The 26,619-nt window shown below is 58.2% G+C and carries 23 protein-coding genes, 1 tRNA gene and 1 other RNA gene; 11 read left to right on the top strand and 14 right to left on the bottom strand.

Features of this window, described 5'->3' with window-relative positions; all coding sequences use genetic code 11:
- Positions 1–48 precede the first annotated feature (48 nt).
- Together hemH and ACVW0R_RS03530 are read left to right on the top strand one after the other, a co-directional pair.
- A complete protein-coding gene (hemH, locus tag ACVW0R_RS03535) occupies positions 49–1,074 on the top strand; it encodes a ferrochelatase (protein ID WP_011429913.1) in 1,026 nt (341 codons plus the stop codon).
- Positions 1,075–1,243: 169 nt separating this feature from the next.
- Positions 1,244–2,581 carry a tRNA nucleotidyltransferase/poly(A) polymerase family protein gene (locus ACVW0R_RS03530; protein WP_011429912.1) on the top strand — a complete coding sequence of 446 codons (1,338 nt, stop codon included), beginning with the start codon at positions 1,244–1,246 and terminating at the stop codon, positions 2,579–2,581.
- On the opposite strand, the gene ACVW0R_RS03525 is transcribed toward ACVW0R_RS03530, so the two are convergent.
- On the bottom strand, positions 2,578–3,309 hold the full coding sequence (locus ACVW0R_RS03525) for a response regulator (protein ID WP_049749731.1): 732 nt from the start codon (positions 3,307–3,309) through the stop codon (positions 2,578–2,580). The genes ACVW0R_RS03530 and ACVW0R_RS03525 overlap by 4 nt on opposite strands.
- A gap of 275 nt (positions 3,310–3,584) precedes the next feature.
- Here ACVW0R_RS03525 and ACVW0R_RS03520 point away from each other — a divergent pair, with 275 nt between their 5' ends.
- Positions 3,585–4,487, top strand: a complete 903-nt coding sequence (locus tag ACVW0R_RS03520; protein WP_011429910.1) for a 4-hydroxybenzoate solanesyltransferase — start codon at positions 3,585–3,587, stop codon at positions 4,485–4,487.
- A gap of 16 nt (positions 4,488–4,503) precedes the next feature.
- Here ACVW0R_RS03520 and ACVW0R_RS03515 read toward each other — a convergent pair whose 3' ends face one another.
- The 3 genes from ACVW0R_RS03515 to ndhN form a co-directional block, all read right to left on the bottom strand.
- Positions 4,504–6,405 (bottom strand): R3H domain-containing nucleic acid-binding protein, encoded by a 1,902-nt coding sequence (locus ACVW0R_RS03515; RefSeq protein WP_457501662.1) that lies wholly within the window; start codon positions 6,403–6,405, stop codon positions 4,504–4,506.
- Positions 6,406–6,420: 15 nt separating this feature from the next.
- Entirely contained in the window at positions 6,421–7,431 is a 1,011-nt protein-coding gene (locus tag ACVW0R_RS03510) for a Light dependent period protein LdpA domain-containing protein (protein ID WP_011429908.1), read from the bottom strand.
- Between the two features lie 88 nt (positions 7,432–7,519).
- A complete protein-coding gene (gene ndhN, locus ACVW0R_RS03505) occupies positions 7,520–7,963 on the bottom strand; it encodes an NAD(P)H-quinone oxidoreductase subunit N (RefSeq protein ID WP_011429907.1) in 444 nt (147 codons plus the stop codon).
- A 444-nt stretch (positions 7,964–8,407) separates the two neighbouring features.
- Between ndhN and msrB the strand changes: the two genes are divergently transcribed.
- Complete coding sequence (gene msrB, locus ACVW0R_RS03500) at positions 8,408–8,818, top strand: peptide-methionine (R)-S-oxide reductase MsrB (RefSeq protein ID WP_011429906.1); 411 nt, start codon at positions 8,408–8,410, stop codon at positions 8,816–8,818.
- A 49-nt stretch (positions 8,819–8,867) separates the two neighbouring features.
- The gene (locus ACVW0R_RS03495; RefSeq protein WP_099812250.1) at positions 8,868–9,671 is read left to right on the top strand and encodes an FTR1 family iron permease; all 804 of its coding nucleotides are present in this window, start codon (positions 8,868–8,870) and stop codon (positions 9,669–9,671) included.
- A gap of 274 nt (positions 9,672–9,945) precedes the next feature.
- On the opposite strand, the gene ACVW0R_RS03490 is transcribed toward ACVW0R_RS03495, so the two are convergent.
- The 8 genes from ACVW0R_RS03490 to ACVW0R_RS03455 all read right to left on the bottom strand — a co-directional run bounded on the left by ACVW0R_RS03490 (position 9,946) and on the right by ACVW0R_RS03455 (position 17,717).
- Positions 9,946–10,158, bottom strand: a complete 213-nt coding sequence (locus ACVW0R_RS03490) for a CP12 domain-containing protein (RefSeq protein ID WP_011429904.1) — start codon at positions 10,156–10,158, stop codon at positions 9,946–9,948.
- A gap of 244 nt (positions 10,159–10,402) precedes the next feature.
- Positions 10,403–11,134, bottom strand: a complete 732-nt coding sequence (locus ACVW0R_RS03485) for an energy-coupling factor ABC transporter ATP-binding protein (protein WP_099812251.1) — start codon at positions 11,132–11,134, stop codon at positions 10,403–10,405.
- 33 nt (positions 11,135–11,167) lie between these two features.
- On the bottom strand, positions 11,168–11,437 hold the full coding sequence (locus tag ACVW0R_RS03480) for a hypothetical protein (protein ID WP_011429902.1): 270 nt from the start codon (positions 11,435–11,437) through the stop codon (positions 11,168–11,170).
- A gap of 78 nt (positions 11,438–11,515) precedes the next feature.
- On the bottom strand, positions 11,516–12,406 hold the full coding sequence (locus ACVW0R_RS03475; RefSeq protein ID WP_457501661.1) for a leucine-rich repeat domain-containing protein: 891 nt from the start codon (positions 12,404–12,406) through the stop codon (positions 11,516–11,518).
- A 182-nt stretch (positions 12,407–12,588) separates the two neighbouring features.
- Positions 12,589–14,202 carry a helicase HerA domain-containing protein gene (locus ACVW0R_RS03470; protein ID WP_457501660.1) on the bottom strand — a complete coding sequence of 538 codons (1,614 nt, stop codon included), beginning with the start codon at positions 14,200–14,202 and terminating at the stop codon, positions 12,589–12,591.
- Between the two features lie 1,637 nt (positions 14,203–15,839).
- Complete coding sequence (locus tag ACVW0R_RS03465) at positions 15,840–16,535, bottom strand: hypothetical protein (protein WP_457501659.1); 696 nt, start codon at positions 16,533–16,535, stop codon at positions 15,840–15,842.
- Positions 16,536–16,557: 22 nt separating this feature from the next.
- Positions 16,558–17,577, bottom strand: a complete 1,020-nt coding sequence (locus ACVW0R_RS03460) for an endonuclease domain-containing protein (RefSeq protein ID WP_457501658.1) — start codon at positions 17,575–17,577, stop codon at positions 16,558–16,560.
- 68 nt (positions 17,578–17,645) lie between these two features.
- A tRNA-Lys gene (locus ACVW0R_RS03455) sits at positions 17,646–17,717 on the bottom strand.
- Positions 17,718–17,817: 100 nt separating this feature from the next.
- On the opposite strand from ACVW0R_RS03455, the gene ssrA reads away from it, so the two are divergent.
- The 5 genes from ssrA to ACVW0R_RS03430 all read left to right on the top strand — a co-directional run bounded on the left by ssrA (position 17,818) and on the right by ACVW0R_RS03430 (position 21,429).
- Positions 17,818–18,219: a transfer-messenger RNA gene (ssrA, locus tag ACVW0R_RS03450) on the top strand.
- Between the two features lie 162 nt (positions 18,220–18,381).
- On the top strand, positions 18,382–18,900 hold the full coding sequence (locus ACVW0R_RS03445; protein WP_457501657.1) for a DUF4330 domain-containing protein: 519 nt from the start codon (positions 18,382–18,384) through the stop codon (positions 18,898–18,900).
- Positions 18,901–18,915: 15 nt separating this feature from the next.
- Positions 18,916–19,947, top strand: coding sequence for a UDP-3-O-(3-hydroxymyristoyl)glucosamine N-acyltransferase (gene lpxD / locus ACVW0R_RS03440; RefSeq protein ID WP_457501656.1), 1,032 nt, complete (start codon positions 18,916–18,918; stop codon positions 19,945–19,947).
- Between the two features lie 160 nt (positions 19,948–20,107).
- Complete coding sequence (locus ACVW0R_RS03435) at positions 20,108–20,680, top strand: Uma2 family endonuclease (protein ID WP_457501655.1); 573 nt, start codon at positions 20,108–20,110, stop codon at positions 20,678–20,680.
- A gap of 23 nt (positions 20,681–20,703) precedes the next feature.
- The gene (locus ACVW0R_RS03430) at positions 20,704–21,429 is read left to right on the top strand and encodes a Uma2 family endonuclease (RefSeq protein ID WP_457501654.1); all 726 of its coding nucleotides are present in this window, start codon (positions 20,704–20,706) and stop codon (positions 21,427–21,429) included.
- A 33-nt stretch (positions 21,430–21,462) separates the two neighbouring features.
- On the opposite strand, the gene ACVW0R_RS03425 is transcribed toward ACVW0R_RS03430, so the two are convergent.
- Both ACVW0R_RS03425 and ACVW0R_RS03420 read right to left on the bottom strand, forming a co-directional pair.
- Positions 21,463–24,156, bottom strand: coding sequence for a class I SAM-dependent methyltransferase (locus tag ACVW0R_RS03425; protein WP_457501653.1), 2,694 nt, complete (start codon positions 24,154–24,156; stop codon positions 21,463–21,465).
- Positions 24,157–24,182: 26 nt separating this feature from the next.
- Positions 24,183–25,745 carry a glycosyltransferase family protein gene (locus ACVW0R_RS03420; RefSeq protein WP_457501652.1) on the bottom strand — a complete coding sequence of 521 codons (1,563 nt, stop codon included), beginning with the start codon at positions 25,743–25,745 and terminating at the stop codon, positions 24,183–24,185.
- 651 nt (positions 25,746–26,396) lie between these two features.
- Between ACVW0R_RS03420 and ACVW0R_RS03415 the strand changes: the two genes are divergently transcribed.
- Entirely contained in the window at positions 26,397–26,540 is a 144-nt protein-coding gene (locus ACVW0R_RS03415; RefSeq protein ID WP_011432125.1) for a hypothetical protein, read from the top strand.
- Positions 26,541–26,619: the final 79 nt, after the last annotated feature.

Genomic DNA, 26,619 nt, shown 5'->3' with positions numbered 1-26,619 from the left:
GGGGGGCAAGACCTCCTACAGTGGATAAGGAAGGTCATTGGGTTTGTCATGTCCAAAAGCGGCGTGCTCCTGCTGAACTTGGGGGGGCCAGAGACCCAGGCTGATGTGCAGCCCTTTCTCTACAACCTCTTTGCCGATCCCGAGCTGATCCGCCTGCCCTTTCCCTTTTTGCAGAGGGCTTTTGCCTGGGCCATCTCCACGCTGCGGGCGCCCAAATCCCGGCGCAACTACGCGGCCATCGGGGGGGGATCCCCTTTGCGGCGCATCACCGCCGCCCAGGCACAAGCGTTGCAGGCTCAACTGGTGGCGGCGGGCTACGACGTGCCGGTGTATGTGGCCATGCGCTATTGGCACCCGCTGATCGAGTCGGTGGTGCAGCAGATCAAGTCGGATGGGATCACCCGCCTGGTGGTGCTGCCGCTCTACCCGCAGTACTCCATCAGCACCACCGGCTCCAGCTTCAAACTCCTGGATCGCCTCTGGGCCGAAGACCCGGAGCTGGCCCGCATCGAGCGCCGCCAGATCTGCTCTTGGTACGACCAGCCCCAGTATGTCCAGGCCATGGCTAGGGCCATCCGGGAGCAGTTGGATGCCTTCGAGGATCCGGCAGGGGTGCATGTGCTCTTTAGCGCCCACGGCATTCCCGAAAGCTATGTCACCCAGGCCGGGGATCCCTACCAGCAGGAGATGGAGGCCTGCGTCCAGCTCATCTGGCGGGAAGTTGGGCGCCCCAATCGCCACACCCTCTCCTATCAGAGCCGGGTGGGCTCGGTGCGCTGGCTGCAGCCCTATACCGAGACGGTGATCCCAGAGCTGGGAGCGTGCGGGGTCAGGCAACTGCTGGTGGTGCCGATTAGCTTTGTGTCGGAGCACATCGAAACCCTGCAGGAGATCGACATCGAGTATCGGGAGCTGGCCCACCAGGCTGGGATCCGCGAGTTTCGCCGCGTGCCCGCGTTGAATGCCGACCCGCTGTTTATTGCCGGGCTGGTGGCGCTGGTGCGGCCCCATCTGCTCACTTCAGCACCTGCTTTTGTACCGGCGGCGGTGGGCGGCTCGCTGCTGGAGCGATAGCTAAAAGGGATCCAGGCCGCGAGCGGGCCTGGGCAAGCGAGGGTCAAATCCCCAAAAGCAATCGCTTGTTTTTGCGCAGCGGTCAGGTGAGGGTACGGCCTGTCTGGTTGCTTGCGCTCTGGGGATCCTAGCCCTTTAGATCATCGAAGTCTCCCCCCTGTGCACATCGATGAGCGAAGCCCTGCTGAGCAAGTGGCTGCTGACCTATTTCCGCCAACGGCTGCCCTTTCCCAAAGAGTGGCTGCCCCAGGGGAGCTACTGGGTGGGGGGATCCCTGCGGGATGCCTATCTGGCTTGGCTGCGGGGCCAGGCTGGAGACTCCAAGGGGCCGGTGGATCTGGATTTAATGTGTCCGGCGGATCCCGTGGGGTGGGCGGCGGGGGTGGCGCGGCGGCTGAAGGCCGGCTTTGTGGTGCTGGATGCGGAGCGACAGATTGCCCGCATCGTGCTGGGCCAAGGAGGGGCTTCCACCCCCACAGCGGCGACGGTGGACGCGGCCCTGCAGGTGGGCCCCACCCCGGAGGCAGATCTGCGGCAGCGGGACTTCACCTGCAATGCCCTGGCTCTGGAACTGCAGGAGGGGCACCTGTTGGATCCCACGGGGGGGCGGGCAGACATTGAGCAGAGGTGTCTGCGCATGGTTCACCCCGACAACCTCAGTGCCGATCCGGTGCGGCTGTTGCGGGCCTATCGCCAGGCAGCTCAACTGGGGTTTGCGCTGGATCCGGCCACGGCAGAGGCGATTCGTCAGCGGGCCCCCCTTTTGGCCAGGGTGGCGGCAGAGCGGGTGCGGGCCGAGGTGGTGACCTTGTTGGAGACGGGGATCCCCGGCTTGGCCCACCTGCAGGCAGCGGTGGCGGCAGGTCTGCTAGCGGCTTGGCTGCCCCGCCTAGCGCCCCAGAGCCCCGGCTTTGCCCAGGCCCAAGCGGTGTGGCAATGGGCCGAGATCTGGCAGCTTCAGTATCCCCGCACTCTGGCGGAGCTGGCCCAGCCTTTGGCGGATCGGCGCGGCGGCCTGTTGGCAACGGTGTTGGCAGCCCTGCTGTGGGATCCGGCGGGCACCCCTGCCGAGACGGTGGAAGCCGAGCTGGAACGGCTGCGCTTTAGCCGCGCCGAGATGCGGGCCATCCAGAAGCTGCACCAGCTTCTACCCCTGTTGCAAACGCTTCTGACCCATTCCCCCACTCCCGGACAACAGTGGCGGCTCTATCACCAGGCGGGATCCCTCTTCGGCGGCCTGGCCCTGCTGGCAGCAGCCACCGGCAGCAGCCCCCGAGAGATAGAATCCTGGCTCCGGCGCTACGAAGATCCCCAGGATCCCCTGGCCCATTTGGTGCCCCTGCTGGATGGGAACGACCTGCTGCACAGCTTGGGTGCTAAACCCGGACCCTGGGTGGGCCAGTTGCTGCAGGCTCTACAGGAGGCGCAGGCCGCGGGGCAGATCCAAACCCGCGCCGAAGCCCTCTCTTTTGCCCGCCGCTGGCGTGAGAGGAGTTCCCAACCCTAGCCAAAGCGATAGCCGAAGCCGCGCACCGTCACCAAATACTCTGGGTTGCTGGGATCCAGCTCCAACTTTTCCCGCAGCCAGCGGATGTGGACGTCCACCGTTTTGCTGTCGCCCATGAAGTCGGATCCCCAGATGCGCTCCAAGAGCTGTTCCCGCGTCCAGACGCGGCGAGGGTTGGACATAAACAGCTCCAGCAGGCGGAACTCCTTAGGCGAGAAACTCACCTCCACTCCCCGCACCAAGACGCGACACTCTTGGGTAAACATGCAAATATCCCCGTAGCGGAGCACCGTGGCCTCGCTGGCGTGGGACTGCTGCCGACGGCGCAACACGGAGCGACAGCGGGCGATCAGCTCCCGCATGCCGAAGGGCTTGGTCAGGTAGTCGTCGGCTCCCAGCTCCAGGCCCACCACCCGGTCGGTCTCGCTGCTTTTGGCCGTCAGCATCAGGATGGGGATGGTGTTGCCCTCCCGGCGCAACAGCCGGCACAGATCCAAGCCGTTCAAGCCGGGCAGCATCAAATCCAAGATCATCAAATCCAGCCGTTCGGCCGTGTGAACCAGCTCCAGCGCTTGTCGACCATCGGCGGCCTGCAAAACTTGGTATCCCTGTTCTTCGAGAGCAACGGCAACGGTTTCTCGGATTGCATCCTCATCGTCCACCACCAGCAGAGTCTCCAGAAGGGGAGGAGCTTCCTTGACTTGAACTTCGGGAAGTTGACTGGTCATGGAAAGGGTTGCTTGCATGGCAGACTCCGTCTCGCTTGCGCGAACGGCCTCACAGGGGAAAAGCAGCAAAGTTCATCACCCTCAACAGCAGCCCCCCGCTAGGATATCAAACTTCTCAGGCTGGCCAATAGTGGGAAAAGAGGAGCCAAATGCTGGCCAAAAAGTAGAGACGGCGAGGGGGACGACAAGGGTTCCAGGACGGGCCAGTTTAGGATGATTTAAGATCGGTGCGGAGCTCCATTCCTCTCGGCAACTGGCCCTCTTTCGACCTGGCTATGTCTGCCTCTCCTTCTGCACTCTGGGCCACTGGCGGAGCGATTTTACGGCTGTTGCGCTGGCATAAGCCGGCAGGGCGGCTGATCCTGATGATCCCGGCTTTGTGGGGGGCTTTTCTGGCCGGACGGGGAACGCCGCCTTGGCCGCTGGTGGGGATCCTGATTTTGGGCAGCTTGGCCACCAGCGGGGCGGGCTGTGTGATCAACGACCTCTGGGATCGGGATTTGGATCCCTTGGTGGAGCGCACCCGCAACCGCCCCTTGGCCAGCCGCGAACTGACCGTTGCCGTCGGCATCGTGATGGCGCTGCTGACCTTGGCCTGTGCGGCGGGGCTGGCGCTTTTTCTCAACCCGGTCAGCTTTGCCCTCTGCGTGGCGGCAGTGCCGGTGATCCTGCTCTATCCGGGGGCTAAGCGGGTGTTTCCCGTGCCCCAACTGGTGCTAGCCCTGGCCTGGGGATTTGCCGTGCTCATCAGTTGGACAGCGGTGAGCGGCCAAGATCCCCACACACCCCTGTGGGAGGAGGGGCTGGGCTGGCTGTGGCTGGCCACGGTGTTGTGGACGTTGGGGTTCGATACGGTCTATGCTCTATCGGATCGAGAGGACGACGAACGGGCCGGGATCCACTCCAGCGCCCGCTTTTTTGGGAGACAAACCCCAACGGCGGTGGGGCTGTTTTTCTTGGGCGCCGCCCTTGCCCTCTTGGGGGTGGGGATCAGCCTGCAGTTGCACGCGGTCTATTTCCTTAGCCTGGCAGTTGCCGCCGCTCTCTGGGGCCGGCAAACCTGGCAGCTTCACCAGGTCAATCCCCCTCCCACTCTCTACATGGCCATCTTCGGCCAAAACGTCCTCCAGGGCTTCATTCTCTTGGCAGGGATGATCGCCGGATCCCTGCTGGCCTGAGGAACCCTGGCTGGAGCTAGTTGGGATAGATGCGCAGGCGGCGGTTGGGCTCTTCGCCGAAGCTCTGGGCCCGCAGGTGATAGTGCTCCACTAGCTGGTGCTGCAGCTTGCGGATCAGAGGGGAGCGGGGCAGCAATTCCACCGGCTGGGACTTGGGAATGACGATCTGCTCTACCGCCAGCCGGGCCTCCTCCAAGGCTTCCGTTTCGTCGCCCGAGCTGGCCCGAATGAACAGCTCTAGGTCGGAATCGGAGCCGTCCTCGCTTTCGATGTTGAGGATGTGACGCAGGGCGCGGGCAAGGGCGATCAGGGTATTGGCCTTGACGGTGTGAATCGGGATTTGGCGGGCGTGGGCCAGTTGCTGGATCTTGGAGCGGCTGCGCACCTGGGATCGCAAAGCCAAAACAATATCTGCCTCATCCAGATCTTTGGTGACATCCGCCGACAGCTTCAAAGTCTGGATCACCTGCTCCAGATGGAAGCGGCTAACCCCGTAGGGATAGATCCTCAGCGGCCCATCCAGATCCCGTTGCCGTTCTGCCAGGGCAGCCGCAGCAGGTTCCTCCCAGTCGGCATCCTCTTCCGCCTCAGCCCTGGACTCTGCCTTGGGGCTGGCCATAACTTGAGGCTCAGCACGGGATCCCGCTGCTGCTGGCGGGACAGATTCCTCCCTTTTGGCCGAAGGCGAGCCAGATTCGCCGGGCTGGCGCAGACGAGTTTCACTTGGTTCTAGGGGCAGAGCTTCCATCCGCCCAGAACGGCGCCATCCCCCCCGCTCCCGTGTTGGGGACAGGGTGCTGCCGGCAGGGGGGGGCCACTGGGGCCCAGACAGGGTGGGGCGCTCGATCACCACTTGGCCGCGTTCGTCCAGGCTGCGCAGTTGCACCAGCGGCTCGCGGTTGCGCAGGAGGCGATCCACAGTGGCCGCCACATCTTCGTGGATGACCCAGCGATCCCGCTCCAGCATCTCCACCGCAATCTCAAACGTGGGGGGGGCCTTCCGCTCCAAGACGCTCTTCTGGCAGCCCCGCCGCCGCGCCTCTTCGTCTCCGAGCGTGACCGACTGGATCCCGCCAATTAGGTCGGAGAGGGTGGGGTTTTTGATCAGGTTGTCGATGCGGTTGCCGTGGGCAGTGGCCACCAGTTGCACCCCCCGTTCGGCGATGGTGCGGGAGGCCAGAGCCTCCAACTCGGTGCCGATCTCGTCGATCACCACCACTTCCGGCATGTGATTTTCCACCGCCTCGATCATCACCTTGTGCTGCAGCTCCGGGCTGGCCACCTGCATGCGCCTGGCCCGGCCAATCCCTGGGTGGGGCACGTCGCCATCGCCGGCAATTTCGTTGGAGGTATCGATGATGATGACCCGTTTGTGCAGCTCGTCCGCCAGCACGCGGGCAATTTCCCGTAGGGCGGTGGTTTTGCCCACCCCTGGGCGGCCCAGCAACAGCATCGAGCGGCCCTGCTCCACCAAATCGCGGATCATGCTGATGACGCCGATAACGCAACGCCCTACCCGACAGGTGAGGCCGATGATCGTGCCCTGGCGGTTGCGAATGGCGCTGATCCGGTGCAGAGTTGAGGCAATGCCGGCGCGGTTGTCGCCGCTAAACTCTCCCACTTGGCTGATGACCAGATCCAGGTCGGCGCGGGTGACCACCTCCTCCGAGAGGTAATCGGCAAAGCCGGGGAAGCGGGCTTCCGGGCGGCGGCCCAAATCCAGCACCACCTCTACCAGCCGATCCAACTGGGGATGCTGCTCCAGGCGCTGGCGGATGGAGGCGGGCAGAACGTCCAGCAGCTTGCCCAAATCGTCGTTGTAGAGGACTTGCCCGGGAAAAGAGGTGCGTTCGCTGGAGCGGTGCGGAGCACCTTCCCGATCCGCCGACGGGTTGAAGGGCTGTACTAAGAAACTCATGGTCGGGCAACGTTGTTAAACACTGGAAAAACAGGTTTGTCTGGGGGCCACCGCTCGTTGCTTCACTTGCTGCACCAACTGCTTGGCCACTGGGATCCCACCTGCCAATCCAGGCCCCCCCTCCAAGTAGGTGGCCACCAACTGTCGCGCATAGCTGCCGAAGGCCACCCCCGCCACCGGCCAACGGGGATCCAGCAGCGACACCGTTTGCCCATTGGTTCCTCCTGCCAACTGCACATAGCCGGGCAACCCCATGCTCAACACCTTTCGGGCCAACTTCAGAGTGGCCTTGCCGGCGCCAGCTCCAAGATCCCCGCTCATAGGCCGACCGTCCACCTGCCAGATCAACACCTCCGGCAAGGGATCCATCAAGGCCAGCAAATCCCGCAAATAGACCTCGAGGCCGGGACCATCGTTAAAGCTGATCGAGACGGCCCGCAGCCACCGCAGCCAGGGCTTTAGGGATCCCCACAATTGCGCGAATTGGCTCTGTCGACCGATACGGGTGTGGATTTCCACCGCCTCAACCCCCAGCTCTAGCAAGGACGGCAGGATCTCCGCCGCCGCAACCTGATAGCCTTGGGTGGCGATGCGTTGGTGGGGACACACCGGCTCACAGCGGCCACAGCCGTAACAGAGCTCTGCCCGGATGTGAACCTGGGTGGAAGTGCCTGCCCGGATCAGGGCGTGGGGCGGACAAACGGCTAGGCAGGGCTGCGGACAGTCGGCAGGACAGACGGGATCCGTCAGCACCGCCTTGCGAAAATGCACATCTTCGCCGTCGTTGACGCTGACCATCAACCAGGGGGACCCCACCTGGGGATCTTCTGCCTGGGCCCGCCGGATCCCTTCTTGGGCAGCTTGCACAATGGCTGGGTCAGCGGCGACGTCAATGCAATCGGCACCGGCAAGCGTGTAGAGGAAAGCTAACTCTCGAATCGACGGCAAGTGGTGGAAACTTGCGCCGCAGATCAGCTTAAACCAAGTACCCTGTTGCAGCGAGACGTTCGGCAAGGTCACAGGCACGGAAGGCCACCGGCAAGATGAGAGTCTGGGCTGCAGGCCGCCTACTTGAGATGGTAGCAAAGAATTTTCGAGGAATCTGAACAGATCCTCAGGCACTCTGCAGAGGTTGCCACCGAATTGACCGCTCTCGACCCAGCTCCACCACAAATTTCACGCCCTTATCTTCTTGGCTCAGCTTCACCAGGTAGGAGAGCTCTTGCCGGCTGAGCACATGCCCCTCGTAAAACCAAAACACCAATCCCTTGGCCTTTGGGGGCAAGGTGGCGCGGTACTGCTCGATCAACGAGGGGTAGAAATAGGTGCGCCGCTGCGATTTGCCCAGCGTGGCAGGCCGCACCCCATGGCTGGACGTCAGATAACTGGCCAGATCCCCAATCCCCTTGCTGGAAAGGGTGACTACCTCGTAGCCAGCTCCGCGCAGCCGCCGCAGGTAGTGCCCTTCCGATCCCCCTTCTGGGGTAACAAAGATGGCCAGAGCCCCACACTGCTCGAGCTGCTGCACAAACTTGGCGCCTGAGCCGACCAGCAACATGGCAATAACTCCGTCGTTTTCAGGGTTAGCAAAAGAATCCCCAGGCCAGCCCGCCTAGGCCGAACGGATCCCTTGCCTGTGCTCATTGTAGCGGGAGTATGTCCCCAGCCAGGGATAGAAGCTACAGATAGAACTCATAGAGAAGCTCGCCGACTCTTTGCCGCGCGGAAACTGCCGGCTTTGGCTGAGGGGTAGCCGACCAATGGTGAAGATACCCGTACCTTCGCCTTTGTGGGGAAGAAGACGTGAAGAAGAGTTAAGATACATACAAGCATCTGCTTGCAAGTCTCAGAAACAGCCGGACAGGGCAACTGGAGAGTCCGGCGGCGATGGCTTCACCCATGTCAGGACGGACAAACCGCTTATGCGACGAGGCAAGCTTTTGACTTGACAGTGGCCGGGTTCGTTACGGCACCCCTCAGCTTGACAGGAGAGCAACAGGCGATGGCTCAAGAAATCTATCCCGTTACCAAAACCGACGCTGAGTGGCGACAACTGCTCACCGAAGAGCAGTACTATGTGCTGCGCCAAGAGGGAACCGAGCCCCCCTTCCGCAACGCCTACTACGACAACAAGGCTCCAGGGATCTATGTCTGCGCTGGCTGTGGGCAGGAGCTCTTTTCCTCGGCAGCCAAATACGACAGTGGCACTGGTTGGCCCAGTTTTTGGGAGCCGATTGCTCCTCATGTGATCGGCACCAAGACGGATTGGAAGTTGCTTGTGCCTCGCACCGAGGTTCACTGCTCCAACTGTGGTGGTCACTTAGGGCACGTGTTTCGGGACGGTCCCCCACCAACGGGTCTGCGCTACTGCATCAACTCTGCTGCTCTGAAGTTCATCCCCGCCACCACCTGAGCCTCTCCTCAGGCAACGCTAGAATTGAGCCACCTGCCTGGGTGAACCTATGTCGGACTACACCTTTTTGGATGCTGCCTCGATTTTGCTGCGGGAGGGTCTGGAGGCGCTTTTGGTGCTGGTGGCTTTGCTGGCCCTTCTGCGCAAAAGTGGGCAGTCGGCCCCGCAGCGCTGGGTGTGGCTGGGGGGATCCATGGGTCTGCTGGCAGCGGTGATGCTCGCCTTGCTGGTGAAGTTGTTTTTCCAGCAGTTGCTGACCCACACCCGCCAAGAGGTACTGGAGGGGATGACTGGGCTGGTGGCAGCAGGTTTGCTGTTTTCGGTCAGCCTCTGGCTGCACCGGCGGGCCGCCCTTGCTTCCTGGCAGACCTTTGTGCAAGAACAAGCCCAGGCAGCGCTCGCCACAGGCCAGGTTTTTTCCCTAGCTTTCCTGGCCTTTGCAGCGGTGTTTCGCGAGGGGGCAGAAACGGTGTTGTTTTACGTGGGATTGGCCCCTTCCCTGGCGGCAAAAGATCTCTGGCTGGGGATCGGTCTGGGATCCCTGCTGCTGGTGGGGATGGCGGTCTTGCTGCTGCAGGTGGGGCTGAAGCTGCCCTTGGGGGCTTTTTTCCGGGGTTTAAGCCTGCTGATTTTTTACTTGGGCTTTAAGTTCCTGGGCAGCGGCCTCCATGCTTTGCAAGTGGCGGGCTGGCTTCCGATCACCCCCTTATCCGGGATCCCGAAGCTGCGCTGGTTGGGTTTGTATCCCACTTGGCAGACGCTGATCCCACAAATGGTGCTGCTGGGAACAGCCTTTGTCTTGTGGATGAGGCAATGGCGGCGGGCTGACTCTGCTCAAAAGCTTTCTCCGTGAGAAACTTTCTTTGCGAGCAGGGTGCCTCCCACAACCCTCAAGTTCGAGGGGCTGGGGTTTCGAGGGTTGTTGCTCGAAGTAGCCGGCGATCCTCCCTCTTCCTGGGGTGAGCAAAGTGTCCCGGCTGGACTCAATTCTCGGTGCCCAGCTACGCATTCCGGCCCAGAAAGACGAAGCCCGCCAGCAGGGAGCTGGCAGGCCGCTGGATCTTGTCGGGGATCCCACTTGCGATCGCTGTCGATAAACCGAGACCGATCTGCAGGGTTACCAGAAATCAGGTGTCGTAAACACGGCACTCGACGGCGTCGGGGTTTTCAGCACAGTGCTGCTCAAGGCTGCTGGGAGCTTTGGGCTGGTGGCTGCGGGCTGCCAGCACTTCCTCAACAGCATCCCAAGCTGCACGGCAGTGGGGATCCCCTTCGCCGTACTCAGAGCAGACTTTGCGCGCGTTCTCCAGCTCTTTGGCAATGACTTCAGACAGTCCCATATTCTCAAGCTCCTTTCAACGAGATGGGGCCAGGGGCCCACGGGTATAATCTGCTGACGCAGATCCGCAGGGATCTAGCGCACTCGCGGATCAACAGGCAGAAACCTGCCGCTCCGCAGGGTAGATAAGTCCAGGATGATGCCTTGCTGCCAACCTATCGATCGCTGTGGATACATTACCATTCTAAGCAGCGACCGCCGGGGGTTGCAGCCACCCTTTTGCGATCTCTTCGGGATCAGCGGGGCTAAGACCTGAAGGCGCCAAACAGTTGTCCAAGCTGTTGCCGCACCTGCTCTGGGGATCCCTGATGGCGCACCTGTCCTTCGGAGAGGAAAATTGCTCCATCCGCCCATTCCAGCTCTGCCAGCCGATGGGTTACCCAGAGAGCGGTGATCCCCTCTTGATCCACCAGGCGGCGGATGCACCGCAGCAACTCCGCCTGGCTCTCGGGATCCAGCAGGGCTGTTGGCTCGTCCAAAAGCAGAACCTCGCTGCGCCGGGCCAGCGCCCCGGCAACTGCTACCCGTTGCTTCTGCCCACCGCTGAGGCCGTGGATGGGCCGGCGGATCAAGTGCCGCAAGCCCACCTGCTCCAAGGCCATTTCCACCCGCTCGGCAATCTCTTCCAACGTGAGGGGTTCTGCCCCCAAACCAAAGGCGACGTCTGCCCCTACCGTCGGCATGAACAGTTGGTGATCCGGGTTTTGAAACACGTGGCCCAGCCGCCCGCGCACCTCCAGGTGGCCCGCTAGGGGCTGAGGATGGGTGAGGGATCCGGACAACAGTTGCAATAGGGTAGACTTGCCGCTGCCGTTAGGCCCCAGCAGCATCCACAACTGGCCTTTGGGAATGACAAAGCTGCACTCCCGCAGAACCGGGGGACGCTCCGGCCAGGCAAAGGTCAGGCCCTCCACCCGAATGGCCGGCGGGGACTCCCTCTTGCCGCCGCGCAAGGACTCTGTCCCCCTCTCCGACATGAGAATCCCTCGCGAAGACCCGAAGAGCTGCTCTCAACCCTGCAACTGCGCCAAAAAGCCGGGACGAGTTCCTGGGGCACCAGGGCCACCCGACTTGGTGGTCATTTGCACGCCACACAGCTCGCCGGTGAGCAGGAACACCTTTTTGCCGGTGCGGTCACAGGTCAGCTCCAAGCTTTGGGGGGATCCGCTCTGGAGAGCGTTGACCACGCTTTGGTAGGCGCGGTTGGCCGCTTCCTCCTCTTTTTGGTGGACGACGATGGGGGCGGGATTCCCTTTCAAAAGCAATTCTAGGATATACATGGCTGACCGTTCGCGTAGTGGGCTGTGGACACCTGATCCCAGTATCGCAGGTTAAGGCGAGAGCTGGAGATCCCTGCCCTAGGGACAGGGGAAGGTGGGGGCGGGATCCCCTTCACTGAGGCCGGCAAACCAACTGGAAAGGGCGGCTGGCAGGCACAGGCCGGGGTTGCCCCCAATGTGGAGCCGTTCTAGCCGCGGCAGTTCTGCCAAGAAGCTGGGCAGCTTGCCTGTAAGCTGGTTACGGGCCAGGCGCAGATCCCGCAATTGCTTAAGCTGGGCTAGCTCGGGGGGTATGGGTCCGCTGAGGCGATTGTCCGACAGGTACAGATTTTCCAGGTTGCGCAGTTGCCCCAGTTGGGGCGGAATGGGCCCAGAAAGCTGGTTGCGATCCAAAAACAGCCCCTTAAGAGAGCTGAGCTGGCCGAGTTGGCTAGGAATGCTGCCACTGAGCTGGTTATCTTGCAAGCAGAGGTTTTCTAGGCGGCTGAGCCGACCTAGCTCTGGAGGAATGGATCCAGAGAGCTGGTTGTGATCCAAAAACAGTCCCCGCAGCTTGCCCAGTTGTCCTAGCTCCGGTGGAATGGGGCCGGAGAACTGGTTGTAGTCGAGAAAAAGCTGTTCCAACTCCCTCAACTGCCCCAGCTCGGCGGGGATAGGGCCGGAAAGTTGGTTGTAGCTTAGGGACAGAGCCCGCAGCCGGCGAAACTGGCCGATCTCCGGCGGCAGGGATCCCCTTAGCCCGCGGCGATCCAACACCAACTGGACAAGGCACTGATCTCTATCAAACAGAGCTACTTCCTCCACCACCACCTCAGGCCGGCCCATTGCGGCCAAGATTTGCCGGAGGAAGAGAGGATCCTGGCAGGAGGCAGCAGGCCAGGCCATCCTCCCCCAGCTCAGCCAAGCCCAAATCACCACTAGACCCAACACCCACCACCGCTGCTGAGCTTTTCCTAGCCCCTGCCCCATTGCCCTGCTCCCGAGGATCCCTGCTCGAGCTTGCCCGAGTTGCCTTAAGGGAGCATAGCTCCAGAGGCCTCCCAACTGCCAGGCAGCCTCAGGAATTGGCAGCAGCAAGTTGCCAGGGAATAGAAGAGCAATGAGAAGATTGCCGCGACAGCCAACAGCGGCAAAACTGCTAAGATGAGAGCCTAGAGCTTAACTGCCTGGGAGCGCTGGATCACCTCAGCTTCGCTTAGAGGGGTGGGGGCGTGAAAAGACAGGCACCAGGGAGTTTGGATTTTGCAGGGCGGGTGAAGCTGCTGCGAGGAGAGATAAAACTGTCCCACCTTTAAGACAGCCACATCTTCTCCGCTTCCTCCCCGCTGGGCAATTTGCTCCCGCACTACCTCGATGGCTGCCGGAGACGTGACCCGGCCAAAAAACTGGGTGGAGCAGTTGGCGATGACGTTGTGGTCGATGCTCTTGGGTGCTTGGGTAGCAAAAATGAGACCCAAGCCGTATTTGCGCGCTTGGGCGGCCAGGCGCAGCAGGCTCTGCTTGCAGGGGGTAGTCCCCTGGGAGGGCACAAAGTCTTTGGCCTCGTCGATGACCAGCAGCCCGCGCACTGGCGCTTCCGGCGGGGCGGGGTTTTTCTTGATCCAGGTAAACAGCGCCATGGCCAGTTGATTGAGAAATTGCTGCTGTTCCCCCAGGGTGGGAAGGCCCACCAAGTTGACAACCGACACCCGGGTTTTGCCGTAGTCTGAGCCCAGCCCCAACAAGATGGCCGGATCCAACGCCATCCCCTGTTGATGGAGCAACTTGTTGTTAACCATGGCAGCCTTGAGGAGATTAGCCATCTGCAGCGCCAGTTGCGGCGCCTTGCTGATACCAGCTCCTGCTTCCGGAGGCAGGTCCGCAAGGAACTCGGCAAAGTCAGCTAGAGATCCCGGCTGGTGGGTGGCAAAGTATTTCAAAGCTGCCTTAAGAACCCCCCGCTTCAGCTCGTCGCTGACGGTCTTGCCGGGGGCCACGATCTCCTGGAGGGCGCCCCAGGCCATGTCGACGGCTTGCTCCAGCTCTTCGGGATCACCGGCCAGCGCAGCAAAGTCCGGCAGGGGGGCAAGGGTGAGGGGGTTGCCCGCCGCCAGCCCAGGGGTCCAAACCACCACCTCGGTTTGGGCAAAGTAGCGCTCTGCCTTGGCTTGATCCTCCTCTGTCCAGCCCTCGGGAGCGGCAGGCCAGGGATCCCCCAGCCGGGCCAAGTCGTTGGCTGCATCGATGACGATGGAAGGGATCCCTTGCAAGGCTGCCTCTTCCACCATTCGCCTCAAGAGCACCGTTTTCCCCGAGCCGCTGCCAGCCAAAATCACAGTGTGCCGCACCAGCTCCTCGATGGGCAGAAAAACTGGCTCACCCTCCCGGTTGGCTATCCAGCGTCGTCCGACAAACAAACCTGGCGAAGGTCTCGGCGGCTGCAAGTCTTGCTTGGCTTCAGGAGCTTTGCCGTTGCCTGCCCTAGGAGGGGAGGAAACTCCCTTTTCCTCAGGCTCAGCTCTCGTAGCCCAGTCAGCCGGGATCCCTTCCCTCAGCCAGGCAAGGATTTTGGCCAGCGCTGAATCCGGCTCAGCATTTGCCAGTTGGGTAAGAGGTTGCCGTTCCGCCAGCCAATCTCTAAAACCGGGTCTGGATTTGAGCTGCTCCAGGGCCAGCAGAACCCTGATTTCCCTTTCACTGGGCCGCCAGTGGATCCCACCCTCCTCAAGGAACTTTTGCCACAGTTTCTGAGTACGTTCGCCTCCTGGTAGGGAGGTAGTGCGCACCACTACCAACTTGCGAAATCGCAGGGCCGCGTCGATCCCGGCTGCCGTCCTAGCAGCTACTAAGCGAGTTTGGAAAGATCTAGGATTAGTTGATTGAATAGCTGTAAAACAAAGGTGCCTTTCCCGCTCGTTTGCCTCGTAGAAGATTAGCCGCAAGCGAGAATGCAGAGGCGAGAAACCTCTGGATCCAGGGAAGTCAGTTTCCACTTGGCTGCCAATACTAGCCGGCAACTTTTCCTGCCAGAAGAGAAAGTTGCACAGAGAAGCTAGGGGCTCTTTCCATATCTCGTTCTCGTTTTCCTGTAAATACGGGGAAATATCAACCTTTTGCTTGGTCTCCTCAAAGATTCGATCTAGTTCCTTCAGTGGAGGGGGACTTGGAGTGATAGGAGCAGAACTTGGGACACCTAACTCGGTAACTCTCCCTTCCCGTAGGCATTGCTCCCTGTGCTCATGACATTTCTGGAGGAGCTGCCGAGGATAGATACTCTGCTGGAAGAACTCCGGCTTAAACGGGTAGGAAGGATAGGGAGGGATAAAGCCCACCTTGTGGTAGGCAGCCTGCAGGCGAGGAACAACAACTCCCTCAGCGACAGCGACACTGTCCCGAGGAAGAGGCCTCAAAGTTAAAGGCGGCTCAAAGCGTCCTGTAAAGGTTTGAACAGCTGTTTTCGTTAGAATTTCCCAAGACTGGTTTAGGCAAGAGATGATGACAAGGGATCGGGAGAGGCAGTCCCGTAGCCCAATGAGGCCACCTGCGATGTTATGAGTGATGTTTTGGGAAGCTTCTCTTTCTGTCTCTGGCGAGAGCTCCTGCAAGGATGACGAAGGACTAGGACTTGTTTGAGATTGCACAAGAATGGGATCTAACTGATCCAAAGCAACTACAGTGGGTCCCCTTAGGCTCATCAGCCAAGAAAGTCCTGCAACAACTTGACTAGGATTTAAGCCGGCGTTGGTAAAACCGAATTGTCGGGCAACCTCTGATTCCACACCTAGGCCCTGTATCCAGCTAGTACCTATTGACGCCAGTGAAAAATCATTCGAATTAGCTAGAATGGCAGCTCGTACACAATCTTGGTACTTGATGGTGTGCTTGCGATCTTGAGTGAATAGCCATTGCAGAGTTTGTCTAATGACGTCGAGCAAAGATTCGTGGGAAAAACTGGCGATCTCCTTCGCCTGCTTGGGAGTAGAGAGAGCTCTCAGAAAGACCAGATCGAGAATTTTTTGGAGCTGGCTAGTGCCATCAGGCTCTTCCTGAAGCAGAGAGGTGAGGTAGCCCTGGATTACGGTTTCCCAAAAGTCTTTCACATCGGTCATGTCCACTAGGACAAATCCCACCCCTTTTTCAAAGCAGCGCTGTCTTAAGACCCTGAGAAGGTGGGTTTTGCCAGAGCCACCATTGCCAAGCACAGGGATTCCAAAGGGTGTCTCCATCTGGGGAGATTGGATTAACTTCTCCAGCCGGCTGAATAGCTGCTCCCTGACATCCCGGTTAAGCTCAGGAACGTCAAAATCCGGAGGTTGCCAGATTTTTCTAAGATGAACTGTCCAATCAAAATCAACCTCCTTGAGGGCTTCTAGAGCTTTTTGTTGGTTGATTGAGAAAGAGGTACTTTCCTTGGAAGTCATGGCTAGTTCCTAACACGAAGAACGTGCTTTTTGTAGCCGTACAGGTCAATAGCTGCGGCTTCGATTTCAGGAGTAATGGACAGAGGATCGTCCAGGTTCATCAGCACTATCTTGGCTTGGTCGTGCAAAGTCAGGAGCGCCTGATCCAATAGCCAGGAGGGAACATCGGGAAATCTTTTGCGCAAGTCGGATAAGTAGACTAGGTAGTAGCGCCCTCCCATCTCCTCGCAGGTGCGAAAGACCTTCTCGAGGAAGTTAGGATCAACCTCCCCTTCGCTAACTTCCCAGGGCTGCGTTTGCCCAGTAGGAACAGGGGCTGCTCCACCGAGAGAGGGTCTGTTCGCGCTACTCGGCCGTAGGCCTAGAATCCGCGCCAAGGGAACGTTCTCCCGCTGTGCGTAATCCACTAGGGTTGCCAACGCCTTTTGCAAAACAACTGCTGCCTCTGGCGACTTGGAACGGGCAATGGCCGTTGGAGGTGTGGTAGAAGCCCAGTCCCAGGCCTTGTCAGTCAGCACAAGCCGGGTTATCCTCCTTCCCTTTTCGACTACAGTCTTGCATTCAATGAGGCCCTTTTCCTCCAACAGCTTGAGCTCTTTGGCCCTATGCTTTGGCTTCACTTGCGACTTGGTCGGTTCTTCCCCTGTTAGCAGGAGCTTCCAGAGCAAAATTTCACTTTTGGGCAACAAATCGCTCATTTCCCCAACCTCCAGCCCTGCCTCAAAGCCGGCTCTGTTGCAATTGAACCACCTTGCGGATCATCTCCACCGCCCGCTCGCAGTCGGACATCACCAGCTCATTGGGAATCCGCAACACCAAGTAGCCGGAGATGAGCAACTCGTAGTCCCGCAGGCGATCCTGGTAGTAGTGGTTTGGCTCGCGGTGCTCTGGCCCATCCACTTCCACTACCACCTTACCCTCCCGCCAAAGCAGATCCGCTCGGAAAGCGCGTCCGTTAACACTCTGTACAGTTTGGTTGAATTCCAGCAAATTCTTTAACTGCGCATCTGCTGCCACCCGGTCGGCCAGCTTTCTCTCGGCGGGACTGAAGGGGTGAGGGGATCCCTTGTAACCCACCACCACCTGCACCGAGCTGTCGAACTCCTTTAGCCTCTCAGGAAGCGGCAGTCGAATGGCACCGTAGCTCACGGAGGCCAATTCGGGGTGATCAGTCAAAGCGCTCGGCACCACCAGCACCAGCCGTGCCTGACTGTGGTCAGCCAACCAGATCGCTGCCTTGGCCAAGCCGAGTAAGTAGCTGGGCGCCGGCTCTGTCTCGTCGGTTGCCAAAGCCAAGGTCAGCTCGCGAGGGGCAATGGCCTTGGCCAGTTGCTGCACCTGGATCGCCCGCTGGATCCCTGGCAGCAGAGGCAGGCGTTGCTGTTGGCACAGGTGCATGGCCGCCTTGAGCCAGGCGTTGGCAATGGTGGGATCCTGTTTTGCTGGTAGCTCTTGGGCGCGGAGACGATTGTGAGCCTGAGCCTCTGCCGTTGTGCCCGGCTCAAACTTTTCCCCATACCAATAAGGCCAGAGGGATAGAGCTACCCTCGCCAGCACCTGCAGACACTCATCGAGGATGGCATCCTGGGCAGGAATTCGGTGCCAAAGCTTGGAGACAAAGACCGTCTCTCGAGTTTCAGCCTCCTCCGCCAGGCTCGCTAGCGCTTCCTCCACGCACGGCGCCAGCAACAGCTTGACCTCCCCCTCTTTGCCTAGGTCTTGCCACGAAAGAACGGCCACCCCGCCTCTCCCACCTGCCTCCTGGAATCCTAGCCTAGGCCAGGCCGGGGGGAGAGGGTATCGCAAGCTGGGTCGGCAGGGATTCGAACCCTGGGCCAATCGGTTAAAAGCCGAGTGCTCTACCGCTGAGCTACCGACCCGAGTTTACACTTTCGTTATGATAGCAGGACTTTTGTCACATTCGCAAAGACTCTAGCCGGATCCCCGAGAGTTTTGCTAGTCTAGATTTAAGCTAACCCCGGGGCTGTAACGGTTTCGACGGGGTGGCGAACAAGGGTTCATGATGCAGGTCGGGATTGAGCTTATCCCGTTACCACCAGGCTCAACACAGTACGTGCGAACAACGTCGTACCTTTTGCTCGTAAAGCGGCCGCTCTGGCTGCCTAAGGCTCAGTAACCAAGAACTTACTCTGAGCTCGAGGATCCTCTCACGACCCCGTTAAGTGGGCGGATCACAACCCCAACGGGTGCAGCTCTCTTCTCCGGCTCCGTCGAGGGAGAGCCTAAGCTTAGGCGGAGATCTCCCATCGCCGGGAGCTAAACGGCGATCCCCGCCTCGAGGGTCAGAAAGGCTAAGCCTGTGAAGGAGTGAGCCCCCAGTACCCATCTCGGACACGGGTTCGACTCCCGTCAGCTCCATCTCCAGGTCAACCTGAGGTTATTGGCCCAGACCATCCTCGGTCAGGAGGGAGACGGGGCCTTTGAGTCCCTCTAGAGGTGAGTTCCTCAAGCGGCTTTACGGGCGGGGAAGCTGCCATGGCTGTGCCCTACAATCAGGGACAGTGGGTTGGAGAAAAGAGGGCCATGCGGCTCGTCGACCAACAGGGGCGTCTCCTGGGCAAAGTCAGTCTCCTGGATCTGGGGGCGCTGGCCATTGTAGTAGCGGCGATTGTGGCTGTCCTGTTTTTGCCAGGGCGGCAAGCGGGCAGCGTCGTCCAGGTGGGGGGTGGCCCCACGCTGCCGGTGGAAGTAGATATGATCGTGCGGGGGGTTAGCAGCCGATCCCTAGAACCTTTTCAAGCAGGTCAGAAGGCTGACTTGATTATCCGCAACCAACCCTACGGCCAGGTGGAGGTGGTGCGGGTGGAAAATGTCAGCCGCACTGTGCCGGTGGTTTTTCCCGATGGACGGGTTGAGAACTTGCCTGACCCCGAGCCCTACCGCTTTGATCTGGTGTTTACTTTACGGGGACGGGGCCAGCGGACAGAAAATGGCATTGTCCTAGGCAACAACCGCGTCAAAGTCGGCGTTCCCCTGGAGCTCGAGACCTTTAGCTACAACTTGCGTGGAACCGTGATGGATGTGCGGCTGCTGCAATCGTAGAGGATCTCGAGCCTGATGCAGCTACAGGAGATCGCCCAAAAATTGGGATGCCCCTACGAGGGAGATCCCACCCTAGAAATTCACGGCGTGGCTAGCCTAGCAGAGGCGCGCCCAGGAGAGCTGAGTTTTCTCAGTGAAGCCCGCTACCTACCCTTGCTGGAGCAGACCCAAGCCAGCGCCGTCATTGTGGAGGAATCGCTGGTTCTGCCCCGCCCCATTGCTTGCCTGCGAGGGAAGGATCCCCGTCTGCTGTTTGCCCAGGCCATCGAGCTGTTTTACCAGCCCTACCGCCTACCCGTTGGCATCCATCCCACCGCTGTGATTGATCCCAGCGTTGAGTTGGGAGAAGGTGTGGCCATTGGGCCGCATGTAGTGGTGATGGAAGGGGTGAAAATTGGCGACTACACCCAAATCCACCCCAACGTAACCATCTACCCCCACGTGCGGATTGGATCCCGGTGTCAGCTTTTCGCCAACTGCGTCATTCACGAGCGCACCGAAATTGGCGACGACTGCCTCATCCACAGCGGCGCGGTCATTGGCGACGACGGCTTTGGCCACATTCCCCTCCCCGATGGCTCCTGGCGGCGCATGCTGCAGGCGGGCCGGGTGGTGCTGGAAGACGGCGTGGAGGTGGGCAGCAACACCACCATCGACCGGGCTGCCGTCGGCGAGACCCGCATTGGCCGCGGCACCAAGATCGACAACCTGGTGCAGATCGGCCACGGCGTGAAGACGGGATCCCACTGCTTGATCGTGGCTCAGGTGGGCATTGCCGGCAGTACCCAATTGGGCCACCACGTCATCTTGGGCGGGCAATGTGGCTTGGCGGGGCACCTGCACATTGGCGATGGCGTGCGTGTGGCCGCCCAAACAGGGGTGACCAGCGACATTCCTCCTGGCCAAACAGTAGCCGGCTACCCCCACCAACCCATTGCCGAATGGCGTAGGAGCATGGCAGTCCAACGGCATCTGCCCGAGCTGCAGCGGGCCCTGCGCAAGCTAGAAGCCCGCGTGGCTAAGCTGGAGCAGAGCAGTGGGACATAGATGGGGATCCCTGCCGATGGCTAATTCACTTGCTTGCCCCCAACGCAAAGATGCTAGCCCAAGAGAAACTGCAGAAAATCACTCCCCTCACCCGCGAGCAACTGGCAGAGCTCATGCCTTCGGCCCAGGGGCTGCTCAGCGATGAGCCCGAATAATTCTGGTGAGCTGCCTCACCCGCATCTGGCAGGATCGCAACGACTACTTCCTGGCTTGGAACCTTACCGTTTACTACAGCCGCGACCAACTCAAAACCAAAGACTTCCACGGCCCAGATCTGTTTTTGGTCAAAGGGGTAGAAAACCGCCCCCGCCCTTCTTGGGTGGTGTGGGAAGAAGGGGGGAAATATCCAGACTTGATTGTTGAGCTGCTCTCCGAGTCCACAGCCAAAGTGGATCGAGAGGAGAAGCGGGAGCTGTACCAGAGGATTTTCAGAACTCCAGAGTACTTCTATTTTTCTCCTGAGACCCTGGAGTTCATGGGTTTGCGGCTAAGGGGGGAGAAATACGAGGAGATTCCGCTCACAAAGGAGGGGTGGCGGTGGAGCGGGGTGCTGGGATTGTACCTGGGGATTCACAACCAGCAGCTTCGGTACTTCTTCCCCAATGGTGAGCTGGTGCCTACTCCTGAAGAAGCTGAGAGAATCGAGCGCCAACGTGCTGAGCAAGAGCGACAGCGAGCAGAGCGCCTGGCCCAGAAGCTGCGGGAGCTGGGGGTGGATCCCGATACCTTGTAAGGGTAAAGAGAGGAGAACTAGCAATGACTAGCCCGAACCCAATTACTGAGGTGCTGGATCCGGTTTATCTACCCGAGTTGCCCCCCACCCAAGACGAGCTCCCCTACGACGACAGCGAACCTATGGAAAGCTGGCGGCACAGGTGCCAGATGGACTTGCTCATCTCCACTACCCAAACCTGGCTGCAGCAGCGCCCTGATGGCTTTGTCGGTGGCAATATGTTTCTCTACTACAGCTTGGAGCAGACCCGCGGCCGCAATTTCAAAGGGCCGGATTATTTTGTGGTGTTGGGCGTGCCTAAAGGCGAGCGCAAAAGCTGGGTGATTTGGGAGCAGGGCAAAGGGCCGGACGTGGTGATTGAGCTTCTTTCTCCCAGCACTGCCCAGGAGGACAAGACAAGCAAAAAGCAACTTTATGAGCAGATTATCCGGGTGCCGGAGTACTTTTGGTTTGACCCGTTTGATCCAGAAGACTGGGCGGGGTTTCGGCTAATGGGCGGCCGCTACGAGCCAATTCAAGAGGATGCAGAGGGTTGCTTGCCGAGCGAGGTTTTGGGATTGTGCCTAGTGAAGTGGGAGGGCAGGTTTCGGGACATTGAGGCCACCTGGATTCGCTGGGCCACTGCTGCTGGGGAACTGGTACCCACCGAGGCCGAACTGGAGCGGCAAAGGGCTGAGCAGGCCGAACAACGGGCAGGGCGCCTGGCCCGGAAGCTACAAGAGCTAGGGGTAGATCCAGACGCCCTGTAGACAGCCAAGTAACTCAAGACAACAGATGGATCCCTAGGAGGCCAACAGCAACACAGGTAGCTTTTGAATAGCAGGCCGTAATCCCTTGGGAAAGCGCTCCCGCTTCAAGGGATAGCGATAGTTGAGTTGGGGAATAAGTCTCTCCCATTGATAGGGGTTCAAGCCAGCTACCACTGAACAGAACGGCTCTCTACTGAGCTCTAACCCCTCTTCCATGAGCCTGAGAGCTATGTTGCCTGCAGCTATCTCCAGAGTTTGATTGGCCAGTTGCGGATCCGGATCCCCTAGGAAGATCAGAGCATAGTCTTCTGGCTGAGGACTGCGCAGAATTGGCTCCAGCAAGCCCTCCAGTTCTTGGATAAGCTGCTCTGTCTCCATTTCCCAGTAGGGGAAAAGGCCCACGTTGATCTTGCTCAGGCGGATCCCTTGTGGTTTGGAGGTTTCTGTTAGGCTATCTCTCATCACTACCAGGTTTTCTGAAGGACTCAGCCAAACTCCTGTGTAATCGACACTATGGAGCTGAAAAAAGGCTCTGATTTCCTGCTCGAAGTCATGAACAGCTTTGCAACATCCTTGCCAGTGTCCGTAATCATCGATTTGGATGAATCCTTGGGAATGAACCTGATCATAGAAATGATGAAAAATATCCATCGTTGATTGATACCAGTCAGCATCTGCATGCAGCAGAGCAATCTCACCCACTTGCTCTCGATAGGCAGGCAAGGTGTCAGCAAACAGCCCTGGCACGGGGACAATGAGATCCCAAACTCCCAGTTCCTTGGCAATCACCTCTAAGTTCTCCGAAATGGGTGCCGCTAAAGCACCGGATCCAAAACCCGTATCGTTGGAAGCAACTCCTCGATAATCTCGATCCACCTCTGTTGGATCAGGCATACCTGAGAAGGTATCGAAAGCATATAGCTTGCGAGGTCGACGGCTGTAGTTCTTAATCACCCAGGCCAGCAAAGCTGAGCTTCCACCCCTGCAAACACCACATTCTACAAAGTTCCCAGGAATGTCTTCTTCACAAACCTGCTTAGCCAGTGAATAAAGGCTCCAAAGACGCTCAAAGCCCAGCAAGGTAAAAGATTTAACTTTCTCTAGCACCCTAGACAACTCAAGGTTACAGACCGGATAGTCCTTGAGGTGCTCTGGCAATGTCCAATTCACAGCAGGGTCTGGAATATGCTCAACGGGCTTGACATTGCCTCGCCAGGCCACTCCCATAATTTGCATGGTCTGGTAAATCATCGTGTTCCAGCCCCTGTCTCTCAAGTAATTCAAACCTTCAGCCACATCCGGCGAGGCTAGATCATGAAACAGAATCAAGACATCCTCAGCAGCATAGCGCTCTGCCACTTGAGCATCCTGCAAGGGGGCTGGTGAGGTGTGGTCTCCATCGATAAAAATCAGAGACCAGCGGCGATTCTCTGTCTTGGCGATCTCCTCTACCTTTGCTGGGCTATAGCCAGGGTAGAGATTGACATTAGAGCGAACTCCAGCCGAGCGAAGAGATTGATCCACACTTCCATAAATCTGGGGATCGGCCAGAGCAGGATCTACCACATCGAGAATAACTCCTCCTGCCGCCAGGTGCGCAGTTGACCAACCTAGCCAACAGCCGATCTCTAGGGCGTTTTTTCCTTGTAGCTTAAGGGCAGTATTGTACAGAATATGAGCCTCGTCCCGACTAACAAAGCCGATGGTAGGTTGACGTAGATCCGTATGCCAAAGGTGAGGAACTTCTTTCCGTAGATAAGGCCAGGGGTGAGAGCTTGGCTCGGCCGCAATCATTGAAGGAAAGCTATGGTCAAGATGTATTCTAATCTGGTTAGGCGATACGTAGTCGTATCTCTTGACCGGAGTGGAGATGATGCCTGAATACCGCAAGCTAGCTTCAATCTTAAAACCTTCAGTTGTAAGCGCAATATGAGTTGGTCTCACCTTAACGTCGGCTGTAAGATGTATGATTCCTACTGGATTGTGAGGTGGAAAAGGATCCACCCAAATCTTCCTTTGCAAATCCCATTGGGGCATCTCATAATGGGCTAGCCAGTTGCAATTTAATGGCAAAAGTTCAACTCTATCCAGACCTATATCTCTATAAATAGCCACGTTTAGAGCAAACTGGTCTGTCCACAAATCAAGGCACCTAGAAATAGCTTGACCTAATCTTTTGCCCCATATTGACCAATGAATAGACTGTCTGGCACCAGAGAACACACCAGCATTTAGCAGAGGCTCTATATCTAAACGATCAAATTCCGTGTGGTAGAAGTAAAGGTGGTAGTGCCAAGATATCCAAGTTTGCATCCAGGGTCTATTCTTATGTTTAGCTACTAACTCTGGAACTATTGAGAAGCTCTTTCTTTTTGCTCCTAAGACAAGAAGATCAATCGCAGACCAGTCTTGCACCCAAGCATCTGCATCAATCCAAATGTAAACTTCATAACCTGGGAAATATTCAGGCAAAAAAGGTCTAGAGACCAGCGCTTTGAGGTACCTAGGTTGTTTATCGACATCAGGAACGTTGTAATTCCAATCTGGCTCTACGATATAGTCAACGTACTGACCTATCCATTGCAACTGCTCTGGCGTACACCCTACATCAAAAAATCCAATATCTACAGAGTCGCCCTGTGGCTTTTCTCGAATAGAGAGAATAGTTCCCTGAACCAATTCAAAAAACTTGCTATCGGCACCTGTAACGATGATAGTTGAGTTCATGACTTCTATCTCTCCTATCTAAGACCTTACTTCTTGTCGAAAAGATGAAATCTGTTTATGTAGCAAAGAGCTCCCTTTTGACCGGCTATGATCTCCCCCTGCCAGAGGAGATGAGAGGGATCCAGCATCTGGTCAATCCGCTTGCGGTCTTGCTCAGAAGTAAACTCCACGTAAATCACCTTGATGTCCCTAAGCTGCGGCTGCAGGTTAGCCAATACCTCCACCTCGTTCCCACCTGTAGCTACCCTGAGCACATCGATAGACTCCAAACCCAGCTCCCTCAGAGCTGTCCTTGCCCCCCGGAGAGGGAGCACCTGTTCTACTCCCCACTCTGTCTCGATGTCTTCTGGCCAGAGGCGACGAGTCCTGCAGCTATCCTGCCCTGCCAAGCCCACTGAGTGCACAAAGCAGTTGCCCAAACCAAGAGCATTCTGCTGCAGCAGGTGCAAAGCCAAGGGATCCACCTCAAAGCAGTGGATGACTGCTTCAGGGCAGAAACCCCGAAAACAAACGCTCGCAAGGCCTACTCCAGCTCCAATGTCAGTAATCGTCTTTACCTTAAGGACGAACAGAGGAAAGCTAAGGTAGACTCTTCCGTAAAAAACTGTATCTTTGTAAAGCTTTACCGAAAACTTAAGTCCGTTTACAGCCAACTCAGGCATTGGAGTTTCCATCAACTTGCCAGCGTTAGCAAACAAAAGCTGGCCATCTTCTGCCAGGACAAAGGCGAAGTTGGCCTTTAGTGGCTGCCCCAGCCGCTGCAAGTCCTGAGCCGTGCACACCACGGCATCAAAGCTAGGCCAACCACTCGGCTTGCCCTTCAGCTCATGCACTCGCTCCGGCACCCCCCGCTGTTGCCACAAGGCGCAGGGATCCCCAAACCCCTCTTCCACGTACAGCTCCAGCCGCGGCAAGTCCAGCAAGTCCGCGGCTATCACCCCAGGACAGCCTCGGCCAACAAATACCCTCAGTCGCTCCTGCACGCGATGCAGCTCTTGAATGGGCTCGTAGATTCGTAGTCGTGTGTCTATCCAGGCAGAGCTGGCCGTGCTGACAAAGTAGCGCACATCAGAGCGGGGCGAGTAACGAAAGGGCTCCGGCAGCTCTCCCCCAAACACCCAGTCCAGCAGGTTCTGAATGCGGTGGCGGGGATGCCAGTGTTGGTCGAAAGTGTGATAAGCGCGGCGGGCAATTTGAATGGCTTCTTGGGGATGGTCTAGGTAGTAGCGAACTTTTTCCAGGAGTTCGGCTTCGGAGTTGTAGGTGTCGCAGTAGGTGCCGGGCGCCAAAAGTTCGTCCAATCCTGAGGCGAAGGAGAGCTGGTCAGTAAGCAGAAAGCCCCCTGCAGAAATCACTTCCAGGTTCCTTAAGTTCAGATCCCCATTTTGGCTGCAGTTAAAGGAAATCAGAGAATGGGCAAACCATTTGGCTGCCTCTTGGCGGTTGGCTGTTTTGATGAGGATGGGCAAATCTGCATTCTTTATGGCTTGAACCAGCCGGCAACGCCTGGGATGGCGGGATCCCTGTTGGCCGACAAAGACCACTTGATTTTCTCTATCTTCTACCCAATCGTGGGTAACAGTGCGCATGGAGATAAGAGGCAACCAGGCAAGATTCTCAGCGCCTGCTGCGGCAAACCAGTGCAAATGCTGGAAGTTATAGGCAGTAGCGACGTAATCAAAGCCTTCAGTAGCCCAGTAGGCCAAGAGATGGTTGATGGGAAGTTTCCGGTGGTGGGTGTCTCCAGCTAGCAAGAGTGTGGGGCATTTAAACTTCCTTGTATTTAGGGGATTACTCTGTACAAAGCTGGAAGTCCAAACAATAACTAGGTCAAACTCCTTATTTGTAATTTGCTCAGACTGCTGCACAAAGTCATAGAGGTCATAGTCTTCCTCTGGGCACTCCACCAATTCCTTAGAGAGATTGACAAAGTTTAGTCCAAAGCCCTTGGCTTTCCTCTTGGGGCAAAGACTGACCTGCCGATCTGAAAGCTGCGGGGGCGGGATATAGTCTGGCGGAGTTGGCCAATTGAGGAGAATTCGCGGAGCATTGGCCTTGATGTCTTGCATTTCTCGACTCCCCAAGTTGAGCGGCAGGTTCTTCTAGCTCCTACAGGCTACTAGGATTGGACACAACAACAAGGGATCTCTGTTGCCCTGGAAAACGATAAGCCGAGCATAGGTTATAAGCAACCCCATGGATCCCTGTCTGCAAGAGCCGAATCCAGTTTACCTGCCTGGATGGCCCCTACCCAAGACGAGCTCTCCTACGACAATGGCATACCCATGGAAAGCTGGCGGCACACGTGCCAGATGGACTTGCTCATCTCCACCACCCATGCCGAGCGAGGTTTTGAGGCTGTACCCAGCGAAGTGGGAGGGTAGGAGGCCACCTGGATTCTGTGGGCCACTGCCGCTGGGGAACTGATGCCTGCCAAGGCTGAACTGGAGCAGCAAAGGGCTG

This window comes from Thermostichus sp. MS-CIW-15, assembly GCF_054060575.1.
Note: the sequence above shows the minus strand (reverse complement) of the source record. Positions and strands in the feature narration are given on the sequence as shown.

What these genes read in the sequence shown, in the direction of transcription:
- hemH (WP_011429913.1), top strand. Translation starts at nt 49, where the DNA reads ATGTCCAAAAGCGGCGTGCTCCTGCTGAACTTGGGGGGGCCAGAGACC.
- ACVW0R_RS03530 (WP_011429912.1), top strand. Translation starts at nt 1,244, where the DNA reads ATGAGCGAAGCCCTGCTGAGCAAGTGGCTGCTGACCTATTTCCGCCAA.
- ACVW0R_RS03525 (WP_049749731.1), bottom strand. Translation starts at nt 3,309, where the DNA reads ATGACCAGTCAACTTCCCGAAGTTCAAGTCAAGGAAGCTCCTCCCCTT.
- ACVW0R_RS03520 (WP_011429910.1), top strand. Translation starts at nt 3,585, where the DNA reads ATGTCTGCCTCTCCTTCTGCACTCTGGGCCACTGGCGGAGCGATTTTA.
- ACVW0R_RS03515 (WP_457501662.1), bottom strand. Translation starts at nt 6,405, where the DNA reads ATGAGTTTCTTAGTACAGCCCTTCAACCCGTCGGCGGATCGGGAAGGT.
- ndhN (WP_011429907.1), bottom strand. Translation starts at nt 7,963, where the DNA reads ATGTTGCTGGTCGGCTCAGGCGCCAAGTTTGTGCAGCAGCTCGAGCAG.
- msrB (WP_011429906.1), top strand. Translation starts at nt 8,408, where the DNA reads ATGGCTCAAGAAATCTATCCCGTTACCAAAACCGACGCTGAGTGGCGA.
- ACVW0R_RS03495 (WP_099812250.1), top strand. Translation starts at nt 8,868, where the DNA reads ATGTCGGACTACACCTTTTTGGATGCTGCCTCGATTTTGCTGCGGGAG.
- ACVW0R_RS03490 (WP_011429904.1), bottom strand. Translation starts at nt 10,158, where the DNA reads ATGGGACTGTCTGAAGTCATTGCCAAAGAGCTGGAGAACGCGCGCAAA.
- ACVW0R_RS03485 (WP_099812251.1), bottom strand. Translation starts at nt 11,134, where the DNA reads ATGTCGGAGAGGGGGACAGAGTCCTTGCGCGGCGGCAAGAGGGAGTCC.
- ACVW0R_RS03480 (WP_011429902.1), bottom strand. Translation starts at nt 11,437, where the DNA reads ATGTATATCCTAGAATTGCTTTTGAAAGGGAATCCCGCCCCCATCGTC.
- ACVW0R_RS03475 (WP_457501661.1), bottom strand. Translation starts at nt 12,406, where the DNA reads ATGGGGCAGGGGCTAGGAAAAGCTCAGCAGCGGTGGTGGGTGTTGGGT.
- ACVW0R_RS03465 (WP_457501659.1), bottom strand. Translation starts at nt 16,535, where the DNA reads ATGAGCGATTTGTTGCCCAAAAGTGAAATTTTGCTCTGGAAGCTCCTG.
- ACVW0R_RS03445 (WP_457501657.1), top strand. Translation starts at nt 18,382, where the DNA reads ATGCGGCTCGTCGACCAACAGGGGCGTCTCCTGGGCAAAGTCAGTCTC.
- lpxD (WP_457501656.1), top strand. Translation starts at nt 18,916, where the DNA reads ATGCAGCTACAGGAGATCGCCCAAAAATTGGGATGCCCCTACGAGGGA.
- ACVW0R_RS03430 (WP_457501654.1), top strand. Translation starts at nt 20,704, where the DNA reads ATGACTAGCCCGAACCCAATTACTGAGGTGCTGGATCCGGTTTATCTA.
- ACVW0R_RS03425 (WP_457501653.1), bottom strand. Translation starts at nt 24,156, where the DNA reads ATGAACTCAACTATCATCGTTACAGGTGCCGATAGCAAGTTTTTTGAA.
- ACVW0R_RS03420 (WP_457501652.1), bottom strand. Translation starts at nt 25,745, where the DNA reads ATGCGCACTGTTACCCACGATTGGGTAGAAGATAGAGAAAATCAAGTG.
- ACVW0R_RS03415 (WP_011432125.1), top strand. Translation starts at nt 26,397, where the DNA reads ATGGCCCCTACCCAAGACGAGCTCTCCTACGACAATGGCATACCCATG.